Origin of the sequence: Thermoleptolyngbya oregonensis NK1-22, assembly GCF_032705245.1 — a bacterium.
GTDB lineage: Bacteria > Cyanobacteriota > Cyanobacteriia > Elainellales > Elainellaceae > Thermoleptolyngbya > Thermoleptolyngbya sichuanensis.
In genome coordinates this window covers 1495978-1516056 of record NZ_CP053540.1, presented here as the reverse complement: position 1 = coordinate 1516056, position 20079 = coordinate 1495978, and the positions used below count along the sequence as shown (strand labels likewise).

15 protein-coding genes are annotated in these 20079 nt (G+C 55.3%); 5 read left to right on the top strand and 10 right to left on the bottom strand.

Features of this window, described 5'->3' with window-relative positions:
- Nucleotides 1-56: 56 nt before the first annotated feature.
- The 8 genes from urtD to HNI00_RS06460 all read right to left on the bottom strand — a co-directional run bounded on the left by urtD (nucleotide 57) and on the right by HNI00_RS06460 (nucleotide 8236).
- Nucleotides 57-866 (bottom strand): urea ABC transporter ATP-binding protein UrtD, encoded by an 810-nt coding sequence (gene urtD, locus HNI00_RS06495; RefSeq protein ID WP_172358529.1) that lies wholly within the window; start codon nucleotides 864-866, stop codon nucleotides 57-59.
- Entirely contained in the window at nucleotides 841-2007 is a 1167-nt protein-coding gene (urtC, locus tag HNI00_RS06490) for an urea ABC transporter permease subunit UrtC (RefSeq protein WP_316791742.1), read from the bottom strand. The genes urtD and urtC overlap by 26 nt, the downstream gene beginning before the upstream one ends.
- Before the next feature lie 105 nt (nucleotides 2008-2112).
- A complete protein-coding gene (gene urtB / locus HNI00_RS06485; RefSeq protein WP_316791740.1) occupies nucleotides 2113-3270 on the bottom strand; it encodes an urea ABC transporter permease subunit UrtB in 1158 nt (385 codons plus the stop codon).
- A 136-nt stretch (nucleotides 3271-3406) separates the two neighbouring features.
- Nucleotides 3407-4735: an urea ABC transporter substrate-binding protein gene (urtA, locus tag HNI00_RS06480; RefSeq protein ID WP_316791737.1), complete on the bottom strand. Its 1329-nt coding sequence runs from the start codon at nucleotides 4733-4735 to the stop codon at nucleotides 3407-3409.
- Nucleotides 4736-5001: 266 nt separating this feature from the next.
- Entirely contained in the window at nucleotides 5002-5352 is a 351-nt protein-coding gene (locus HNI00_RS06475; protein ID WP_316791734.1) for a hypothetical protein, read from the bottom strand.
- Between the two features lie 138 nt (nucleotides 5353-5490).
- Nucleotides 5491-5988: a DUF3124 domain-containing protein gene (locus tag HNI00_RS06470; RefSeq protein WP_316791733.1), complete on the bottom strand. Its 498-nt coding sequence runs from the start codon at nucleotides 5986-5988 to the stop codon at nucleotides 5491-5493.
- A 216-nt stretch (nucleotides 5989-6204) separates the two neighbouring features.
- Complete coding sequence (ureG, locus tag HNI00_RS06465) at nucleotides 6205-6822, bottom strand: urease accessory protein UreG (RefSeq protein ID WP_297074816.1); 618 nt, start codon at nucleotides 6820-6822, stop codon at nucleotides 6205-6207.
- A 103-nt stretch (nucleotides 6823-6925) separates the two neighbouring features.
- Nucleotides 6926-8236: a TAXI family TRAP transporter solute-binding subunit gene (locus tag HNI00_RS06460; protein ID WP_316791730.1), complete on the bottom strand. Its 1311-nt coding sequence runs from the start codon at nucleotides 8234-8236 to the stop codon at nucleotides 6926-6928.
- Between the two features lie 212 nt (nucleotides 8237-8448).
- Between HNI00_RS06460 and HNI00_RS06455 the strand changes: the two genes are divergently transcribed.
- The 3 genes from HNI00_RS06455 to HNI00_RS06445 all read left to right on the top strand — a co-directional run bounded on the left by HNI00_RS06455 (nucleotide 8449) and on the right by HNI00_RS06445 (nucleotide 12587).
- Nucleotides 8449-9339: a GGDEF domain-containing protein gene (locus HNI00_RS06455; protein WP_316791728.1), complete on the top strand. Its 891-nt coding sequence runs from the start codon at nucleotides 8449-8451 to the stop codon at nucleotides 9337-9339.
- A gap of 51 nt (nucleotides 9340-9390) precedes the next feature.
- Nucleotides 9391-9897: a molybdenum cofactor biosynthesis protein MoaE gene (locus HNI00_RS06450; RefSeq protein WP_316791727.1), complete on the top strand. Its 507-nt coding sequence runs from the start codon at nucleotides 9391-9393 to the stop codon at nucleotides 9895-9897.
- Between the two features lie 173 nt (nucleotides 9898-10070).
- On the top strand, nucleotides 10071-12587 hold the full coding sequence (locus tag HNI00_RS06445) for a 5'-nucleotidase C-terminal domain-containing protein (protein ID WP_316791725.1): 2517 nt from the start codon (nucleotides 10071-10073) through the stop codon (nucleotides 12585-12587).
- Between the two features lie 83 nt (nucleotides 12588-12670).
- On the opposite strand, the gene ctpB is transcribed toward HNI00_RS06445, so the two are convergent.
- Nucleotides 12671-14011, bottom strand: a complete 1341-nt coding sequence (gene ctpB / locus HNI00_RS06440; RefSeq protein WP_316791722.1) for a carboxyl-terminal processing protease CtpB — start codon at nucleotides 14009-14011, stop codon at nucleotides 12671-12673.
- Between the two features lie 1459 nt (nucleotides 14012-15470).
- Between ctpB and HNI00_RS06435 the strand changes: the two genes are divergently transcribed.
- Nucleotides 15471-17543 (top strand): NAD(P)H-quinone oxidoreductase subunit 5, encoded by a 2073-nt coding sequence (locus HNI00_RS06435; RefSeq protein ID WP_316791719.1) that lies wholly within the window; start codon nucleotides 15471-15473, stop codon nucleotides 17541-17543.
- Nucleotides 17544-17782: 239 nt separating this feature from the next.
- A complete protein-coding gene (gene ndhD1, locus HNI00_RS06430) occupies nucleotides 17783-19375 on the top strand; it encodes a photosynthetic/respiratory NAD(P)H-quinone oxidoreductase subunit D1 (RefSeq protein WP_316791716.1) in 1593 nt (530 codons plus the stop codon).
- Nucleotides 19376-19528: 153 nt separating this feature from the next.
- Here ndhD1 and HNI00_RS06425 read toward each other — a convergent pair whose 3' ends face one another.
- Nucleotides 19529-19984, bottom strand: a complete 456-nt coding sequence (locus HNI00_RS06425) for a Fur family transcriptional regulator (RefSeq protein ID WP_172358542.1) — start codon at nucleotides 19982-19984, stop codon at nucleotides 19529-19531.
- Between the last annotated feature and the right edge of the window lie 95 nt (nucleotides 19985-20079).

Sequence of the window (20079 nt, the reverse complement as noted above, 5' to 3'; positions counted from 1 at the left end):
GTGAAACAGGGAAGATTCCGAGTCGCATTCCTGACTTCGGAAATCTAATTCCTGCTCTACACGCCTTCGACGACTTCTAGCAGTTCTTCGGTGTCTTGCAGGCTGATGGGGCCATCGGCATGGATTTCTTGACCCAGGTAAACTTCGATGACGCGGGGGTCAGACTGCACTTCGTCGATGGTGCCTTCACAGAGGACGGAACCCTGGTGCAGCACGGTCACTGTGCCTCTGGCAATTTGGCGAACGAATTCCATGTCATGTTCGATCACGATGATCGAATGGCTCTCGGCCAAGGACAGCAGCAGTTCACCCGTGCGTTCCGTTTCTTCGTCCGTCAGCCCGGCCACGGGTTCGTCTACTAGCAGCAAATCGGGGGATTGAGCCACCAACATACCAATTTCTAGCCACTGCTTTTCGCCGTGCGACAGCAGATTCGCTTTCATATCCGCTTTGTGTGACAGACCGATGGTCTCCAGCAGTTCCGCGACCGTTCGCCGCTCAACGTTTAGCGTCTTGCGAAACAGGGTGTGAATGACGGACTTTTGGCGGTTGGCGGCTAGCTCCAGGTTTTCGCGGGTGGACAGGTTCAGGTACACCCGTGGCGTTTGAAACTTCCGCCCCACGCCCATTTGCGCGATTTCATGCTCAGCGTAGGGACGCAGATTCCGACCTTTGAAACGCACCTGCCCTTCGGTGGGCTTGGTTTTTCCCGTAATGATGTCGAGAAAGGTCGTCTTGCCTGCACCATTAGGGCCGATGATGACGCGCAGTTCGCCCTTATCGAGGCTGAAGTTAAGATGATTGAGTGCCTTAAAGCCGTCGAAGCTAACGGTAAGGTCGTCAATCTCCAAGATTTTTTCGTTCATATTCAACCTCTGGGTCTTCCTCTAGGCTTGGGTAGGTAGATAGGCGAGTTTGTCCGGTGAGCTGCTTGTAAAGGTTCACGCCGCTGGTGCGGAGCCAGCCAATAATGCCGTTGGGCAACAGCAGCACCACTAGCAAAAACAAACCGCCCTGGAAAAATAGCCAAAAATCAGGAAACTTTTCACTGAGCAGGCTTTTGGCCAGGTTCACAACCACTGCACCCAAAATTGCGCCCACCAGCGTTGCGCGGCCGCCGACTGCGACCCAAATCACCATTTCAATCGAGAAGGCAATGTTCATCGTGTTGGGCGACACAATGCCCGATTGCAGCGTGAACAGGGCACCTGCGATTCCGGCCAGCGCACCAGATACGGCAAACACCAGGATCTTGAACCCCGTTGGGTTATAGCCCGTAAATCGAACGCGACTTTCGTCGTCACGGATGGCCACCAGAAGGCGACCAAACCGGCCGCTGGTCAGCCATCGACACAGGGCGTAGGCCGCCACCACGAACAGGATGGTGACAATGTAGAGAATGTACTGCGTCCGGTTGTCCTTCACAGGCAATCCAAAAACCGACCGAAAATCGGTCAAGCCGTTGGTTCCGTTGAACAGCTTTTGCTGACCGTTGAAAAAGTTGAAAAAGATAATCGTGGCGGCTTGCGTCAGGATGGAAAAATACACGCCGCGAATCCGGTTTCGGAAGATGACGTAGCCCAGCAGTCCGGCAATGATGGCGGGAATGACGGCGATCGCCATCATGGAAAAAGGCGCAGAGTAAAACGGTCGCCAGAACCAAGGCAACTCGCTGACTCCATAAAGCGACATGAAATCTGGCAGCCCGCTTCCTGGCGGCTGGGGCAGCTTCAGGTGCATGGCCAAGGCATAGCCGCCCAGCGTGAAGAAGATGCCGTGACCCAGGCTGAGCAGCCCGGTAAAGCCCCAGATTAGGTCAATGCCGAGGGCAACAATCGCCAGCGCCAAGAATCGACCCATCAGGTTCAGGCGAAAGGCAGAAATCATCCACGGCAGCGCGAAGATGAGGAACAGGGCGATCGCCGCAACGATGGCAATTTCTATCAAGAGCGATCGCCGCTTTGCCAGGTTTACGGTGCGATTGGGAACAAAAGTGTCAACGGCCATGAGGATTGCTCAGGTAACGGCAACGAGAATTGGTGCAGAGTCAGACAAACATTGCTTAGGTAACGGCAACAAGAATTGGTGCAGAGCCAGATCAGATTCGGATGGCTAGGCATCCACCGTGCGTCCCTTCTGGGGGAACATCCCCGCCGGACGAAACTGGAGAAACAGAACGATTAGCGCAAACACCATCACCTTTGCCATGCTGGTGGTGGCGAAAAAGGTGAAAAAGTCCTTGATAAACGGGATATTGGTCAAGTTTGCCAACATCCCGGTGCCGATAATGTAGTCCGTAATGCCGATTGCCATCGCGCCGACAATCGTGCCAATTAGCTTGCCTACGCCGCCTACGACCACCACCATGAACGTATTCACGATGTAGTTTTGCCCCGTGTTGGGGCCAACAGAACCCAGCAGGCTGAGGGCGCACCCAGCGATACCCGCCAGCCCCGACCCCAAGGCAAACGTGAGCGCGTCCACAGTGCGGGTGGGAATGCCCAGACAGGCGCTCATGTTGCGGTTTTGGGTGACAGCGCGAATCCGCAGCCCCCAAGCCGTGCGGTTCAGAAACCAGTAGACCCCCAGCACACACAGCACCGTCAGCACCATGATGAACAGGCGCGTGTAGGGAAGCTGGTAGTTGCCCAGGGGAATGCCACCACGCAGCCAAGCGGGTGCGGTCACGTCTTTGTTTTGTGCGCCAAACCAGGGTTGGGTGACAGCTAGCCCGTAGGTTCTGGCGAGGAGGTTGCCCGCGACAAGGGCGATCGCCCCCGACAGCGCCAGCAGCAGAGCGGTTGCCCAGCCCTGAATCCGCTCAAAATCAGGACGACGCTTGGCAATCCACTGTCCGCCAAAATACAAAACACAGAACAGAATTAGACCAAACACCAGCACCCAGTTCACGCTGCGGACGAACTGCTGCAAAATCAGGCTCACGCCCCAAGTTGCCAGGAGCGTTTCTAGCGGTCGCCCGTAGAGATAGCGAATCACCCCCCGCTCTAGCAGTAGCCCCACCAGCGCCGCGACAATAAACGCCGCTATCAGCGCAAAAAAGATATAAACCTCAAACAGCGGCCCACCGATTGCCCTGAACGCATTCTGCACCACAAAGGTCGTATAAGCGCCAAGCATCATCAGCTCGCCGTGGGCCATGTTGATCACGCCCATCAAGCCAAACACAATCGCCAACCCCAGCGCCGCCAGCAGCAGGATCGAGCCAATGCTGACTCCGTTAAAAATACCGTCCAAAATACTCGCAACCACAGGCTCTCTCCCAATGAGTCAGCAACAGGCAACCCGTCATCTACAGCCGAGCGATAACCGAGCCATAACCGAGTTAAGCAATGAAACTCTCGCGGGCGCGGCCCGCGAGAAATCTGAAAAACCAGTGACCTAATCTCTAGATCTGGAACTTGCCCGGATCGCTGACATCGGTTCTCGTCCAATCGCAGGCAAAGCCCTTGGTTTCCGCAACGTATTGGTTCCAAGGCACTGGATCGACCGGGGCGGGCGTGGAATAGACAATTTCAAACAGACCGTCATCCCGCACTTCACCAATCCGAACCGTCTTGGAAATGTGGTGGTTGGGGAACATCTTCACCGGGCCGTGGGGCGCGGCAAATTCTTGACCGTAGGCAGCAGAGCGCACTGCTTCTAGGTCGGTCGGTGTGCCTTCAGAACCCGCCTTTTCAACTGCCTGCTTCCAGATGTTGACAGAGATGTAGCCTGCTTCCATCGGGTCGTTGGTCACACGATTGTCGCCATACTTGGCTTTGAAAGCATCCACAAACTTCTTGTTTTCCGGCGAATCGACCGTCATGAAGTAGTTCCAGGCAGCAGCATGGCCAAGCAAGTATTCCTTGCCGATAGCCTGCACTTCTTCTTCTGCGATACTCACCGACATGGTGGGATACTTATCGGGCGTGAGACCTGCGCCTTGCAGTTGCTTGAAGAAGGCCACGTTGCTGTCGCCGTTCAGCGTGTTGTAGATGACACCGCCGTTGGGCAGAGCCGAGCGAATCTTGGCGATAATCGGCGCAACTTCAGTGTTGCCCAGGGGTAGGTAGTCTTCGCCAACCACCGTGCCGCCCTTGGCAGCCACTTGGGCTTTGATAATCGTGTTGGCGGTACGGGGGAACACGTAGTCCGAGCCGACCAGATAAAATTCCTTGCCCTTGTTTTCCAGCAGCCAGTCCACCGACGGCTCGATTTGCTGGTTAGGCGCAGCACCCGTGTAGAAAATGTTCTTGGAGCATTCCTGCCCTTCGTACTGCACCGGGTAGAACAGCATGTGGTTCTTTTCTTCAAACACGGGCAGCACCGCTTTGCGGCTGGCAGAAGTCCAGCAGCCAAAGATAACAACGACCTGATCTTGATCGATCAGCTTGCGGGCTTTTTCGGCAAAGGTGGGCCAATCCGACGCGCCATCTTCGATGATGGGGATAATTTGCTTGCCCAGCACGCCACCTGATGCGTTAATTTCATCGATAGCAAGCAGCGTAGAATCGACCACCGACTTCTCAGAGATGGCCATCGTGCCGCTGAGCGAGTGGAGGACACCCACCTTGATGCCATCCCCTGAAGCAGGAGCCGTTGGCGAAGATGCATCCGCAGCGGGGGAACTTGCCGTAGTGGTAGTAGAGGGGGCACAGGCCTTGAGCAACATGCTAGCTCCGAGTGCGGCGGAGCCATAGACCATAAATTTCCGACGACCAAATAGCCTTGTCATGCAACACGTCTCCTCATCGCGAGGGGGCGAAATGAACGATTAATCATACTAGGGTGTGATGTTAGGTCTGTAGACCCTTGTCATTTGTGCTTTAGGCTACAAAACTAAGGTTCTTAAGTTTTTATAAATCTGCTTTTAGACCTTATTTCTGCACTTTGGCGGAGTCATCTCTGCCTTTTAGCTGAGTTGGCGTTTGGCTGAGTTGGCGCGGCGAGCCTTGCCTCTCTAGACCTCGTTAGACCGCTTTAGTCTAGTTCTAGCCAGCTTTATACGTCTTTTTCGACCGCTTCTGTTCTAAGGGTGGAAATGTCCCAGGCGCGATCGCCCTCGGTTCGTCGATCTTCTGCGTCTGCCTGCAAAATGCGCTCCAGATCTTGGGCCAACTGGCGCGATCGCGCAATCAGGGCCGTATCGTCGTCTTCCATGACTGCGACTTCGCGTAGTGCGGCTTCATCGTGCTGCTTAAAGATTTGCGCTGCGCGATGGGCCCGATAGGCCCGCATTCCCATGAGTTTCAGCGCTTCCACGCCTAGATCTAGCGCGGAGCTAAAGGTTTCCCGCTGGATCACGTCTACGCCGCTGCGGATGAGTTCGTAGGCATGGCGGCGATCGCCCAAACAAGATCAAGATACGGTTTGGGTTGCCCATGCACTTGATTGAGGAACGCTATCGATATCTAGGGCAATCTTAATCCTAAAAATAATCTTAAGAAGAACGGCTTCGTTTGATGGAGCATTGCGGCAGCCGAATTAGCACTACGGCGCAACGTCCCGCTGTTTCACCACTCGCCCAGGGCTGACAAAGGAAATGCCCTGAGAAGACGAAGTGCTAATCATGACCGCTTCGATCACGGGTTCCGAAACCGCCGTTTCTGCCACCCAGTCCACCAAAAAGTTTGCGCCCGCGCCGCCACTCACATCGTTTGCTGCCACAAAAAAGCTGACCGAAGCCAGCGGCCCCAGTTTCGATGGCTCCGTAATATCCTGGCGAATCATCTCACCCTCAGAGTCGAAGTAGCGCACGGCAGTAATGATAATGGCGTGTTCTGCATCGGTATTGCGAATGCTCAGCGTGGCCGACAGGTTGACCGCATTGCGCGGGTTGTTGTGGTGATAGATGTGCGAATAGACCGGAACATAAACCGTCTGTCCGTCGATGATTTTCTCAGGATTTAGGGAGACGGGTTGAAGCGTTGCCTCTTGCTGAACGATCGTCGCTGGCAGTTGCTCTGGCGGCTGGGTGGAACAGGCCATCCCCGTCATCGCCAGAAGGATTCCGCAGGCCGCTGATAGGGATTTCGCTGGTTTACCGGAGCGCATCTTTTTGCGAGTTTTTGAGATCTGCTTTGAGACTTGTCACCACGTTCTTGCTTGCGTTCGAGATGCAGTGCCTTCTGCTTGTTGCTATTATTGCGGAACTCTAGTTCAGATCCCGTTCTTGAGGAGCGATCGCCCTCATCCTCATTCCGTTCAAGCCGACGGTTGCAAAGACGGTTTGCCCATGTGCAGCTCAATAAACTGCACGATAGTTTCTAGCTCCTGATTGATCTTCAGATTTGTAAAGACAAACGGCTTGTCGCCGCGCATTTTGCGGGCATCGCGCTCCATCACGCCCAAGTCTGCCCCCACCAGCGGAGCTAGGTCGATTTTGTTAATCACCAGCAGGTCAGATTTCGTAATGCCCGGGCCGCCCTTTCGGGGAATCTTGTCCCCAGCGGCCACATCGATCACGTAGATCGTCAAATCCACCAGTTCTGGGCTGAAGGTAGACGCGAGGTTGTCGCCGCCGCTTTCCACAAAGATTAAATCAGGCTGAAACTGCCGCTCTAGCTGTTCGATCGCCACCAGGTTGATCGAGGCATCTTCGCGAATCGCCGTATGGGGGCAGCCGCCCGTTTCCACGCCCACGATGCGATCGCCCGTCAGCGCCTCACTCCGCACCAAAAACTGCGCGTCTTCCTTCGTATAGATATCATTCGTCACCACCGCCAGGTTATACGTCTCCCGCATCGCCTTACACAAGCGATCAACCAAAGCCGTCTTTCCAGAACCCACAGGGCCAGCAATACCCACACGAAAAGTATTCATCAGAGTCTCTTTTGTCTTTCTTCGCTCGTCGTTCTTCTTTTTTCGCTCTTCTTTTTTCGTTCTTCGTTCTTCTTTTTTCGTTCTTCGCTCCCGCCCAAATCTATCATCGCCGCATTTCTGGTTTCTGATCTTTGTAATCCATCGCACGACTCATCAACAATTCTCGATGGCGAATCGTGCTGAGGGCCACATCCCAGGGAAAGGTAAAAGACTGAAACGAAGCCTGGGAGATGCGGTCGGTGTCCAGGTCGGTCACGACTTTGTGAAACATTTCAAATAGAGCCTGGCGCAGAGATTCCAGTTCCTCCGGGGTGTTCGCCTGTTCTACTTTTTCGAGCAGCGCCAGCACCTTGAGTTTGTACATATCAGCACGGTTTTTCTGGCGTTCATCCAGCCAGCGGCGAAATTGCCACAGACTAGACGCAGCTAGCACCGCAAAGGACAGCAGAAAGCCCATGACCTCGGCATATTCCACCAAAAAGGCGGGTTCGTCCTGGTTGTAGTAATCGCGTGCGCCAGGATGCAGCGACAGACCCAGATTTTCGCGGGCATCGGGCAGGCGCATCAGGGCGGCGCGGGGATACTGGCTGACCAGTTCGTTGCGAAATTCAAACAGGGTTTGGGTAATCACTTTGGCGATCGCTGGTTCCAGATCCCGCCGCGTTACCAAAATCGCCCGCAGCCCCACGGCAGGAATATCTTCGTCGGGAATCGGCAGCGCCCCGTCGTAGGTTCCTTTGGGAATTTCGGTAGCTTCCAGCACGGGCAGCGTCAGCCGCATGGATTCCGCCTGGTCGATCGGCACGAGCTGCGCCTGGGTGCGCTGGAGCAGACCCCGCACCGAAGGGCTACCCAATGCAATCACGCGAAACAGCGCGTCGATCTCGCCCGCTTGCAGCTTTTCGTAAGATTCGGCGGTGGTCATGGGCAGCGGGCGAAAGTCACTGTCCATGAGGTTGTAGTGGGTCTGGAAGTGCTTGAAGATGGCGTAGGAGCCGCTGCCTTGGGGCGGAACAGCGACCCGCTTGCCGCGCAGGTCGGTGAACTGGCGAATGTTGGCGCTGGGCGCGGCGATCAGGTGGCAGATTTCGGGAAACAGGTAGGCGATCGCCTGCACAGACGGATCTAGCGACGTGTCGCCCTGGATAATGCCTAAATCTGCTTCGCCCTCAGCCAGCAGTTTCGCATTTTGCAGAGAGCCGTCGGTTTCCAGCACGCGAATCTGAATCTTGGGTTCGTGGGCAGCGACCACGCTCGACAGCGCCGTAGCAAAGGCGTAGTATTCTCCGTCTGCGTTGCCCGTGGCAATGGTGAGCGAGTAGACCCGCTGCCGCTCGATCGTCCACTGGGCTGCAAAGGCGATCGCCCCCAACACGCTCAGCACCACGATTGGAATTGCAAACTTACTCTGCATAGGCTCTGACCGAATGAGATAATACTCGATCCAATAGGGCAACGACCTGACGAACACTAGATGACAGGAGTGGCCACCTACAGTCCTGAATGCGTTGAATCGAAAGCTGCTTGCATTCTTGACCGCCTTTGCTGACCAAACTGAACTCGGTGGACTAGCTTTAGAGACTTGCCTTAAAGACTTGACAATGACTCCAGAAAACATCTCAACCCATGAGAATTGAGCAGGGCAATTGGATTGAGCAGATCGCGCATCAACCAATCTGGGTTCAGGTTGCAGTTTACACGCTGATCGTGCTGACGATTGGTTGGCTAGATTATCTCCTGGGTTCAGATATTGTGCTGTCCCTGTTTTACCTGATTCCCATCGCCTGGGCAGCTTGGTGTTCGCCGCGACCCGTTGCCCTCTACACCACGTTGCTCAGTTTGCTGGTGATCTTCCTCCTGGCCGAGTATTCCAGTGGACTGGTCTACACCAAAACCATTGTTTCCCTCTGGCGGAGCATCACGCGACTTGGTTTTTTTCTCGTCACCAGCACGCTGATTACGCGACTTCGCAAAACTCAGGATCGGCTCCGCTGGCTATCCAGCATGGACGAGCTAACCCAAGCGGTCAATGCTCGCGTGTTTACCGAGAAGCTGGCGCAGGAAATCGAGCGATCGCGCCGCTATAGTCGCCCGTTCGCCATTGCCTATCTTGATCTGGATAACTTCAAACAGGTCAACGATCAGGGGGGGCATCTGGAGGGCGATCGCATTCTAAAGCTCGTGTCTCAGGGGGTTCGAGACAGCATCCGCAAGACCGACCTGCTTGCCAGACTCGGCGGGGACGAATTTGCTCTGCTGCTTCCTGAAACCGATCTCAGCGCTGCCAAGACTGCCATTTCCCGAATTCAGACACTGCTTGCAGACACCATGCAGGCAGAGCAAAGCCCGATCACCTTCAGTATCGGCGTTGTGGTTTGTACCCAGCCGCCCTCTTCCCAAGCACTGCTGATTCACTATGCCGACCAGCTTATGTATCAGGTTAAGCGCACGGGCAAAAACGCCGCCCAGTTTGCGATGTATCCCGACGCGAACGCCCCACGGCATAATAGCAAGTAGTGCTTGCGGCTTTTCTGTCTCTACGCGACTTTTCTGAATGAGTGCGCCAATATGAGTGCGATCGCCCCTTCTGCCAGTGCCTTTGCCAGCCGCCCCGCCGCTCCCCACCCCGGGGACCACTTCGCAATTACGTTTGCGCCCCTGTCGCTGCCAGAGATTTATGACCTGGCCGATGATCCGGCCAATGGCGCAGTGGTGGTGATGAGCGGCATGGTGCGTCAGCAAACCGACGGCAAGCCCGTCATCGCGTTGGAATACCAGGCCTATGAACCGATGGCGCTGAAGGTGTTTCAGCAAATCGCCGCCGAAATTCGCGCCACCTGGCCCGATGTGAGTCATGTCATCATCCATCACCGCACAGGCAAGCTGGTGGTTGGCGAAATCAGCGTGCTGGTTGCTGTGGGCTGTCCCCATCGTGCCGAAGCCTTCGCCGCGTGCCAATACGCCATCGACACGCTGAAACACAACGCCCCCATCTGGAAAAAGGAACACTGGGCAGACGGCTCCACCAGTTGGGTCAGCATTGGCGCGTGCGAACAGTCGCCCGCAGGCTGTTAGGAAAAGGCCTAGATGTCGTGATCTAGGGTCACCTCTAGGGCCAACTTAAGGAAGGTTAATCATCCAATTACGAGACGTTAATAACGAGATTAAACTCACTTAATCTCGCCGTGGGATCGTTTGTGAGGCATTCATTTATCATCGAGCGCCTCCAAATCGCTTCAACAAAACCTATGGCTTTTCAACTGCAAATTCTGCACGCTTCCGACATGGAAAGCGGTCTCCCAGCTTTCACCGATGCGGTTAATTTCTCTACAGTGATTAACGCGCTGAAGGATGACTACACCAACACCATAATCTTGTCTTCGGGTGATAACTACATTCCTGGCCCCTTCTTCTCTTCTGGGAGCGATCGCGCTCTCCGAAAAACCACCTCATCCCTTGCTCCCGGCGATGACTATACGTTCCGCGAGGGAGTCGGGCGCGTCGATATTGAAATCCTCAACCAGATGGGATTTCAGGCTTCTGCCCTGGGCAACCACGAATTTGACCTGGGTGAATCGACCGTTGTTTCTCTAATTCGGCGCGATCGCGAATATCGGGGCACGGTTTTTCCCTACCTCAGCAGCAATCTGAACTTCACCGATCCCAATCCGGGAGACGACGGCACTCCCAACCAAGACTTTGTGCTAGAAGATCTGGTCGTTGCGGATGGACAGCCCGCAGCCCCCAACAGCATCGCAAAAAGCACCGTGTTGACAGTCAACGGCGAACGGATTGGGGTTGTCGGCGCAACGACTCCAACATTAGGGGTCATCTCCTCACCCGGCCCAAATGTTGAAATTCTGCCGCAGCCCTTTGGCGCAAACCCCAGTGCGGCTGAGCTAGATGCCCTCGCCGTAGAAATTCAAAAATCGGTCGATGGGTTGACCGCTGCTGGCATCAACAAGATCGTGATTGTGGCGCACATGCAGCAGTTATTCATCGAGCGGGAACTGGCCAAACGGCTGCGCGATGTAGACGTGATTATTGCGGGGGGTTCCCATACGCTGCTGGCAGACAGCACCGACCGACTGCGCCCTGGCGATACGGCAGGCGGCATTTACCCCCTAGTGGAGAACTCTCCAACGGGGCCTGTGCTGGTGGTCAACACCGACAGCAACTGGAAGTATGTCGGGCGGCTGGTGGTGGAATTTGACAACGACGGCAAAATTGACCTGTCAAAGCTTGATCCCAATGTCAATGGGGCCTATGCCACAGATACGGCCAGCGTGGCTGCGCTGACGGCCGTCAACCCCGGTGAACCCGATCCAGAAGTGGTGGATTTGCTTGGCAAGCTGCGAACCATCATCAACACCAAAGACAGCAATATTTTTGGGAAGACTACAGTATTTCTCAATGGCACGCGCAACTCGGTACGGACGGAGGAGACGAACCTGGGCAACCTGACGGCGGATGCCAACCTGTTCGTAGCAAGGCAGGTGGATTCCTCTGTGGTAATCTCGCTGAAAAATGGCGGCGGTATCCGCGACAACATCGGCGCAGTGTCCCCCACTCCGGGCGCAACCGATCCCAGCGATATCGTGACCCTGCCTCCACCAGCTAACCCGGAGGCAAACAAGCAAGAAGGGGATTTGTCGCAACTGGACATCGAAAATTCGCTGCGCTTTAACAATGGCTTGAGCCTGATTACTGTCACAGCGGCGCAGTTGAAGGAAGTGCTAGAGCATGGTGTGTCGGGCGTTGGGCCAGGACGAACCCCCGGCGCGTTTCCTCAAATCGGCGGCATCTCCTTTAGCTTCGATGCCAGCAAGACGGCCCAGCGACTCGCGAGCGATGGGACGGTGACGACGGCGGGTGAACGCATTCGGTCGGCGGCGCTGACGGATGCTAATGGCAACTTTACGCAAATCATTGTTCGGAACGGTCAGCTTGTGGGCGATCCGAACCGCACCTTCCGATTGGTGACGCTCAGCTTTTTGCTGGGAACGAGCTCGCTAGATTCCAGCGGGGACGGCTATCCGTTCTTCCGGTTTGTGCGAGAAAACCCAACCTTGGCGAATCGGGTGGATTTGCTGGGCGAGACGAATATTGACCTGAACCGGAATGGCGTGATCGACGGGCCAGTGAGCCTGCCGGATGGGGTGGCGACGTTTACAGATGCAGGTAGTGAGCAAGATGCGTTTGCGGAGTTTCTGGCTCAGAGCGGCACGTTTACCAAGGCAGACACGCCCGCAGAGCGCGATCGCCGCATTCAGAACCTCGGCGTTCGGGGCGACAACGTGTTTGGGGTTCAACTTGTGGGCACCAGCGGTCGCAACCGTCTTGTCGGCAGATTTGCCAACGACCTGCTGCAAGGGCTAGGCGGAGCCGACGTGCTGAACGGGCGGCAGGGCGACGATTTGCTGGAGGGTGGACGCGGGGGCGATCGCCTCAACGGTGGCCCTGGCAAAGACGTGCTGGTTGGCGGGCTGGGCCGCGATACCTGCATTGGCGGAGCGGGCGCAGATACCTTTGTGCTAACGCGCGGCGCTGGATTCGATACGATCGTGGACTACAAAGACGGCGTAGACAAGATCGGTCTGTCGGGTAATTTGCGCTTCGGCAATCTGCGTTTTACCGATACCACTCGCGGTGTTCAGATCCGGGCTGGCAATGACCTGCTGGCGGAGTTGCTAGGCGTGCGAGCCAGTGCGCTCAACCGCACCGACTTTGTGACCACATTTGCGACCGCAGAGACGTTCGCTTAATGCGGGCCTGAAGCCAGCCTAATAAAAGCGCATAAGAGGCCCGGCGCGATCGCCGTGCCTCTTGCATTTGCAAAGTGCTGCGCTTAGTTGCTCATGCGGGGGGCGCGGGGGGCACTGGCCCGCTGAGCGGGAATCGGACGGGCAGGCTGGGCTGCAATCGTAGACCGGAGAACGGCGATCGCCCGCACATACTGGGGATCGCTCTGGCTGCCGACCGAGGTGGGGTTTGCGGCAAGCTGCTGGCGCTGGCTATCGGTCAGATTGACCTGCACATTGGGCGTGATGCCGCGCTGGCTGATGTCCGTGCCGTTGGGGGTGTAGTAATGGGCGATCGTCACCGCCAGACCAGACCCATCCGACAGCGAATGCACCGACTGCACCAGCGCCTTGCCAAAGGTCTTGGTGCCGACGATCGTGGCCCGCCGATTGTCCATCAGCGCCCCCGTCAGGATTTCGCTGGAACTGGCAGAACTGCCGTCTACTAACACAACCAGCGGCAAGTCCGTCAGCGCCGTGCGATTGGCCCGAATTCGCTCGTTCGCCCCGTACCGATCCACCGTTCGGACAATCAGTCCATTGCCCAACCACTGACGCGAGATGTCGATGCTGGCTTGCAGCAACCCCCCTGGATTGCCCCGCAGATCCAGCACAAAGCCCTGCACCTGCTGACTCAGCAAGTCCTCAATCGCCCGCTGCATTTGTTCTGCCGAGTGGGCGCTGAATTCAGTCAGGCGGATATACCCTACGCGAGTGCCCTGCTCTTGTTTCAGGGTGTAATGGACATTGGGAAGCTCAATGCGGGCCCGCGTTAGCGTCAGGTCGGTCGCCTCTTGCGACTGTCGTTGCAGCCGCAGAACGATGCGCGTGCCGACCTCACCCCGAATGCGATTCGAGGCTTCTTCCAGCGTCATTCCTTCGGTCGAAACGCCATCAATCGACAAAATGCGGTCGCCCACCTGGATGCCCGCCCGCGCCGCCGGAGAGTTGGGGATTGGCTCTACCACAGTAATCGCGCCCGTTTGCTCATCTGCCTGAAGCCGAATGCCCACACCCGACAGTTCTCCAGAGGTCTGACTCGTCAGCACTTCAAACTGGCGCGGGTCCATGAAGCGGGTATAGGGGTCTCGTAGCCGCTGGAGGGCGCGGCGCAATGCATTGTAAGCCTCTTCCCGCGAGCTGTAGGAGGCGCTGAGCAGTTCGTGGCGCACCGCTAGCCAGTCCACCTGGTTAAACGTGCTGTCTACATACTCCCGATTCACGATTTGCCACGCCTCATCAAGCAGCGCCTTGGGGCTGTCCTGAAGCGTAGCGTTCACAGCCGAACTGAACACGGGGGTCAGCAGTGAAACCGTAGCGGCTGCGGCAACAGTTCCACCAAAAAGAGCGGCATTGAGCAAACGAGAGCGGTTGAAAAAGCGGCGCATGGGCAGTAACCGGGATAGAGGGGGACAGGAACGTGTAAGGGATTCAATGCGCGGCCACACGCTGGATTCGCCCGCACGGCAGGAGGCGTGTGCTAATTCAGTTTTGAAGCCTGGTTTAGTTTGAAGTCTGGCTAAGCTTAGGACTGGCTTAGTAGGACTGGCTTAGACAGAACAGATGCTTAAACCTCCGGGACAAACTGTTGAATAACTGGGTAAAACAAGGGCGAAACAGGAATGGCGAAACAGAAAACGCTGCTCCCTCCATAACTTTTTGGGCAAACCCTTATAGACGGGTTCATCGAGACTGCGGTTGCAGGCGACAGCAGCCAGCCCCGAACCGCCTTGCCCCATACCACTGTATACATCCAGTTGCTCCCAGCCCAGAGTCCTCTCCAGGATAGTGGCCATAGACGATTTAAGCCATTTCTTCATCTATCTAAAGGTAGCCCGTTTGGGAAATTTTGGGAGTAACAAAAATCACTAGATAGCTTCAGTAAATCAGGCACCGAGCCAAGCTGTCCCTGAGCCAGTGCCAAAGATATGCACAAAACACAGCCCATGCGGTTTTGAACACAACTTTTGAACACAACCCGCCACGCACACAATCTTGTACGCAGTAGATTATGTCAGATGCGCCCTAACCTGAAGAAATTGCCAAATCAACATGGGCGATCGCCCGTAGAGCCGTTGGTTGCCAAGAACACAACAACTCCAAGAGCGCTTCAGTCCTGCAACCGCCCTACCTCAGAGAAACCTGCCTCCGAGCCGTACAGTTTTCATCAATACTCCCGCACAAAACGGGTAGAAGCACCGAATACTGAGCTTATTTAGAAGACTCAGACCCATCTAGCCGAATGCATTTACCAGACGCAATGGAAAAATATATCCGCACCGAATATTCCGCACCAAATATACTGAGTTTCCGCTACTTTAACCCTAGTTCCCCCCGATCTTCCAGCATCCTTTGAGGAAATTTAACGAAGCCTGAGCGCGTGCAGACGGGCGATCGCCCCTAAAATTCCATGCCAACCTGTAAATTTGACCTAATGTGCTGCATGGCTCGCAATTCTGAGATTCCCATAGCGAGGTTTCAGCCAGTCTTCATCAAGTCGTGCGTCCGTCGAATAAAAACGGGAGAAATTTTAATAGCGTGTCGAACAATACAGGGAAGAATGGGGCAGTATGTGATCTATGACGATTAGGTTCTGACAGGTGAGTTCTAACGGGTGATCTGAACAGATTATCCGAGAGATTAACTGTCTGAGAGATTAACTATGACCGAATGCAGTAGAAGATGCGGAGTCAGGTGGCTCACCCGGAATTGGGTGAGGAATCGAGTCTGACACCATCGCAGCCCCATTCTTGACAAAACCTTCAGAAACACTTCTACTCCGCCAGTCTGTGTCAAAATGTAAGCGGTTTTGCCCGATTTGAAAAAAAGCTTGAAGTAGGCTTCATCATGGAATCCCTCTACGCATATGCCTGGCTGATCCCAGTGTTGCCCCTAGCAGGGGCAATGATTTTGGGGCTAGGTCTAATTTCCTCCAGCGGTTTCGCCAAACAGTTTCGCAAGCCCAGTTCGGTGTTCATTGTCTCGCTGACGGGCACTGCAATGGTTCTCTCCTTTGCGCTGCTGTGGAGCCAGATTCAAGGACATCCGACCTACGAACGCTCGATTGAGTGGGCTTCGGCGGGCGATTTTCACCTATCGATGGGCTACATCGTTGATCACCTGACGGCGCTGATGCTGGTGATTGTGACGACGGTGGCCTTTTTGGTGATGATCTACACCGATGGCTATATGGCTCATGATCCGGGCTACGTCCGGTTCTACGCCTACCTCAGTTTGTTTAGCTCGTCGATGCTGGGGCTGGTGATTAGCCCAAACTTGGTGCAGATTTACATCTTCTGGGAGCTGGTGGGGATGTGTTCCTACCTGCTGATCGGCTTCTGGTATGACCGTAAAGCGGCTGCCGATGCCTGCCAGAAGGCATTTGTGACGAACCGGGTGGGCGACTTTGGGCTGCTGCTGGGGATACTGGGCTTGTACTGGGCGACGGGCAGCTTTGAGTTTGAGGTAATTGGCGATCGCCTCCAGGATCTCGTCCAGTCGGGTGCGCTCAGTGGGGCGATCGCGGCGCTGTTTGCGGTGCTGGTGTTCCTTGGCCCGGTGGCAAAGTCGGCCCAGTTTCCGCTGCACGTTTGGCTGCCAGACGCGATGGAAGGCCCCACCCCCATTTCGGCACTGATCCACGCAGCAACGATGGTGGCGGCGGGTGTCTTCCTGATTGCTCGCATGTTCCCCGTGTTTGAGCATATCCCCACCGCTATGGACGTGATTGCCTACACGGGCGCAGTCACGGCATTTTTAGGAGCCAGCATCGCCATCACGCAAAACGATATCAAGAAGGGTCTGGCTTATTCCACGATGTCCCAGCTTGGCTATATGGTCATGGGCATGGGCGTGGGAGCCTACACAGCCGGACTCTTTCACCTGATGACCCACGCCTACTTCAAAGCAATGCTGTTCCTCGGTTCTGGTTCTGTGATCCACGGCATGGAGGGGGTGGTAGGACACGACCCAGTGCTGGCGCAGGATATGCGACTGATGGGCGGTCTGCGGAAGTATATGCCGATCACCGCCACGACCTTCTTGATTGGCACGCTGGCGATCGCTGGAATTCCCCCGTTGGCTGGCTTCTGGTCAAAGGACGAAATTCTGGGAGCAACCTTCCGGGCGAACCCTGCCCTGTGGGCCGTTGGATTTCTCACGGCGGGGATCACAGCGTTCTATATGTTCCGCATGTACTTCAGCACCTTTGAGGGCGAGTTTCGCGGCACTAGCACGGAGATCAAGCGCAAGTTAAAGAACGAGCAGCTTCAAAAGCTGGGTCTGGCTTTTGGCCCCGGTGCAATGAACCCACTGGAGCTAACGGCGGAGACTCCTGCCGAAGATCACGAGGCCCACGACGACCACGGACACCACGCCAGCGAGCCGCACGAGTCGCCAATTACGATGACGCTGCCGCTGATGGTGCTGGCCATCCCGTCGATGCTGATCGGGCTGGTGGGCACGCCGTTCAAGAATTACTTCGAGGAATTCATCCATGCGCCTGGTGAGGTGATCCACGAAGCCGAGGCAGTGGACTGGGGCGAATTTTTGACAATGGGCGGTAGCTCAGTGGCGATCGCCCTCGGCGGCATTGCCCTAGCGACGGCCATGTACCTGCTCAAGAAAATCGACCCAGCGGCGATCGCCGACAAGATCCAGCCGCTCTATCAGCTTTCACTCAATAAGTGGTACATCGACGACATCTACAACGCTGTGTTCGTGCAGGGCAGCCGTCGTCTGGCCCGGCAGGTGCTAGAAGTGGACGTGCGAATTGTGGATGGGCTGGTAAACCTGACGGGCTTTGTCACGCTGGTCACGGGCGAAGCGCTGAAATATCTGGAAAGCGGCAGGGTGCAGTTCTACGCGCTGATCGTCTTTGGCGCGGTGCTGGGGCTAGTGCTGGTTTCCGGGATTACCTGAAGTTGACACAGGGCGGAGGGCGATCGCTCTCCGCTTCTGCCTTATCCCTTTTTAGGAAATCTGCCGCCTGAGTGAGCCGCCCAAATTACTTGAGTGAACCGTCCAATCTTCGATCATTAATCGCAGTTGGGTTGCAAGCGAGATTGCAAGTTAAAAGCTAATCCTTTCAGATTCTTTCAGATTTTTTCAGGAAACTTACTCAGAAACCTGCTCCGAACATTTGAAATCTAAATTTCTACATGAATACTGCTGAATTTCCCTGGCTAACAACCATCATCCTATTGCCTGTCCTCGCATCACTAGCGATCCCGGTTCTTCCCGATAAAGACGGAAAAACCGTCCGCTGGTACGCCCTCATCATCGGACTGATCGACTTTGCGCTGACGGTCTACGCCTTCTATACCCAATACGACTTCAGCCGCTCTGACTTGCAACTGGTCGAGAGCTATTCCTGGGTGTCTTCGCTAGACCTGCGCTGGTCAGTGGGGGCAGACGGACTCTCGATGCCGCTAATTTTGCTGACCAGCTTTATCACCACGCTGGCAATTCTGGCATCCTGGCCCGTAACGCTGAAGCCGCGCCTGTTTTACTTTCTGATGCTGGCGATGTACGGCGGACAGATTGCGGTGTTTGCTGTGCAGGATATGCTGCTGTTCTTCCTGGTGTGGGAACTGGAGCTAATCCCGGTGTACTTGCTGCTGTCTATTTGGGGCGGCAAGAAGCGGCTCTACGCAGCCACTAAGTTCATTCTGTATACGGCGGGTGGGTCGCTGTTCATCCTGGTGGCGGCGCTGGCGATGGCATTCTATGGCGATACGGTCACCTTTGACATGCGATCGCTCATGGATAAGGACTTCCCGCTAAAGTTCCAGCTTTTGGTCTACGCAGGCTTCCTGATCGCCTACGCCGTCAAGCTGCCGATTTTCCCGCTCCATACTTGGCTGCCCGATGCCCACGGCGAGGCGACAGCTCCGGTTCACATGCTGCTGGCGGGCATTCTGCTAAAAATGGGCGGCTACGCGCTGCTGCGGATGAATGTGCAGATGCTGCCGGATGCCCACGTCCGCTTTGCGCCGATTCTGGTAATTTTGGGCGTGGTTAATATTATCTACGCCGCGCTGACCTCCTTTGCCCAGCGAAACCTGAAGCGAAAAATTGCCTACTCCTCGATTTCCCACATGGGCTTCGTGCTAATTGGCTTAGCCTCCTTTACCAACCTAGGACTGAGCGGAGCCATGCTGCAAATGGTGTCCCACGGGCTGATTGGAGCCAGCCTGTTTTTCTTGGTGGGCGCAACCTATGACCGGACACACACCCTCATCCTGGACGAGATGGGCGGCGTAGGCAAAAAAATGCCCAAGATCTTCGCCATGTTTACAGCCTGCTCGATGGCCTCGCTGGCCCTGCCGGGAATGAGCGGATTCGTCGCAGAACTGATGGTATTTGTGGGCTTTGCCACCAGCGATGCCTATGACCAGACGTTCAAAATTATCGTGATTACGCTAATGGCGGTGGGCGTAATCCTGACACCGATCTACCTACTGTCTATGCTGCGGGAGATTTTCTATGGCCCAGAGAACCAAGAACTCGTGGAGCATGAGGTGCTGGTGGATGCCGAACCTCGCGAAGTCTTTATCATTGCGTCGCTGCTGATCCCGATTATTGGCATCGGGTTCTATCCCAAGCTGATTACGCAGATGTATGATTCTACGACCGAGCAGGTGACAGCCCAGCTTCAGGAATCCTTTGCGATCGCCGCCGCGGAGAAAGAAACCGCGACGCTTTCAAAGCAGGCGTTGCTCAAGGCTCCTGAGATTTCGTCCAATCTCTAGCCTGATCCGTCGCGCCGATAGCCATTAACAAGAAAGCCCGGAGTCTTTCAACTCTGGGCTTTTTGGCTTTTATGAAAACTAAAGCAGGAGAGCCATAGCAGAATTTGTCAAAACTGGCAGATCAGTCCGCCCTGAACCAAATCGAAGAAGAAGCTAAATCGGAAGGAGCGATCGCTGACAGGTTGGGCAAACAGCATGAATAATAAGCTGGCAGTCGAGCAGGTGATAGCCTTCTTTCTGAGCGGTGCGGCTGCCCGTTTTCAGGATTGAATCGTTCTTGAACTCAATCGTCTTGTTGCAGCGGACGCAGATCAGGTGATGGTGGTGATAGGGCGCGGGCTGGTTGATTTCGTAGTGCTTATGGCCCTCGGCCAGCTCTAGCTCCCGCAGAATGCCCATGCGGGCCATCAGCTTAAGCGTGCGATAAATTGTCGAGAGGCTAATATGATGCCCCTCCTCGTTCAACAGGTTATACAAGTCCTCAGCGCTGAGATGATTGCCCTTAGGCAAGTTCTGAAAGATTGTCAGGATCGTCTCGCGCTGAGGGGTCAAGCGCCAGCCCCGCTCGTTAAGTTCAGCCTTTAGTGAGGTCGCAGTGTAGGCAGTCATAGGCACCTTTTCAATAAGGTTGCTTTATTGAGAAGGATACACAATAAATCGAGTATTTGCAAGAAAACCTGCTTATTGAGAATAATACCCACTTA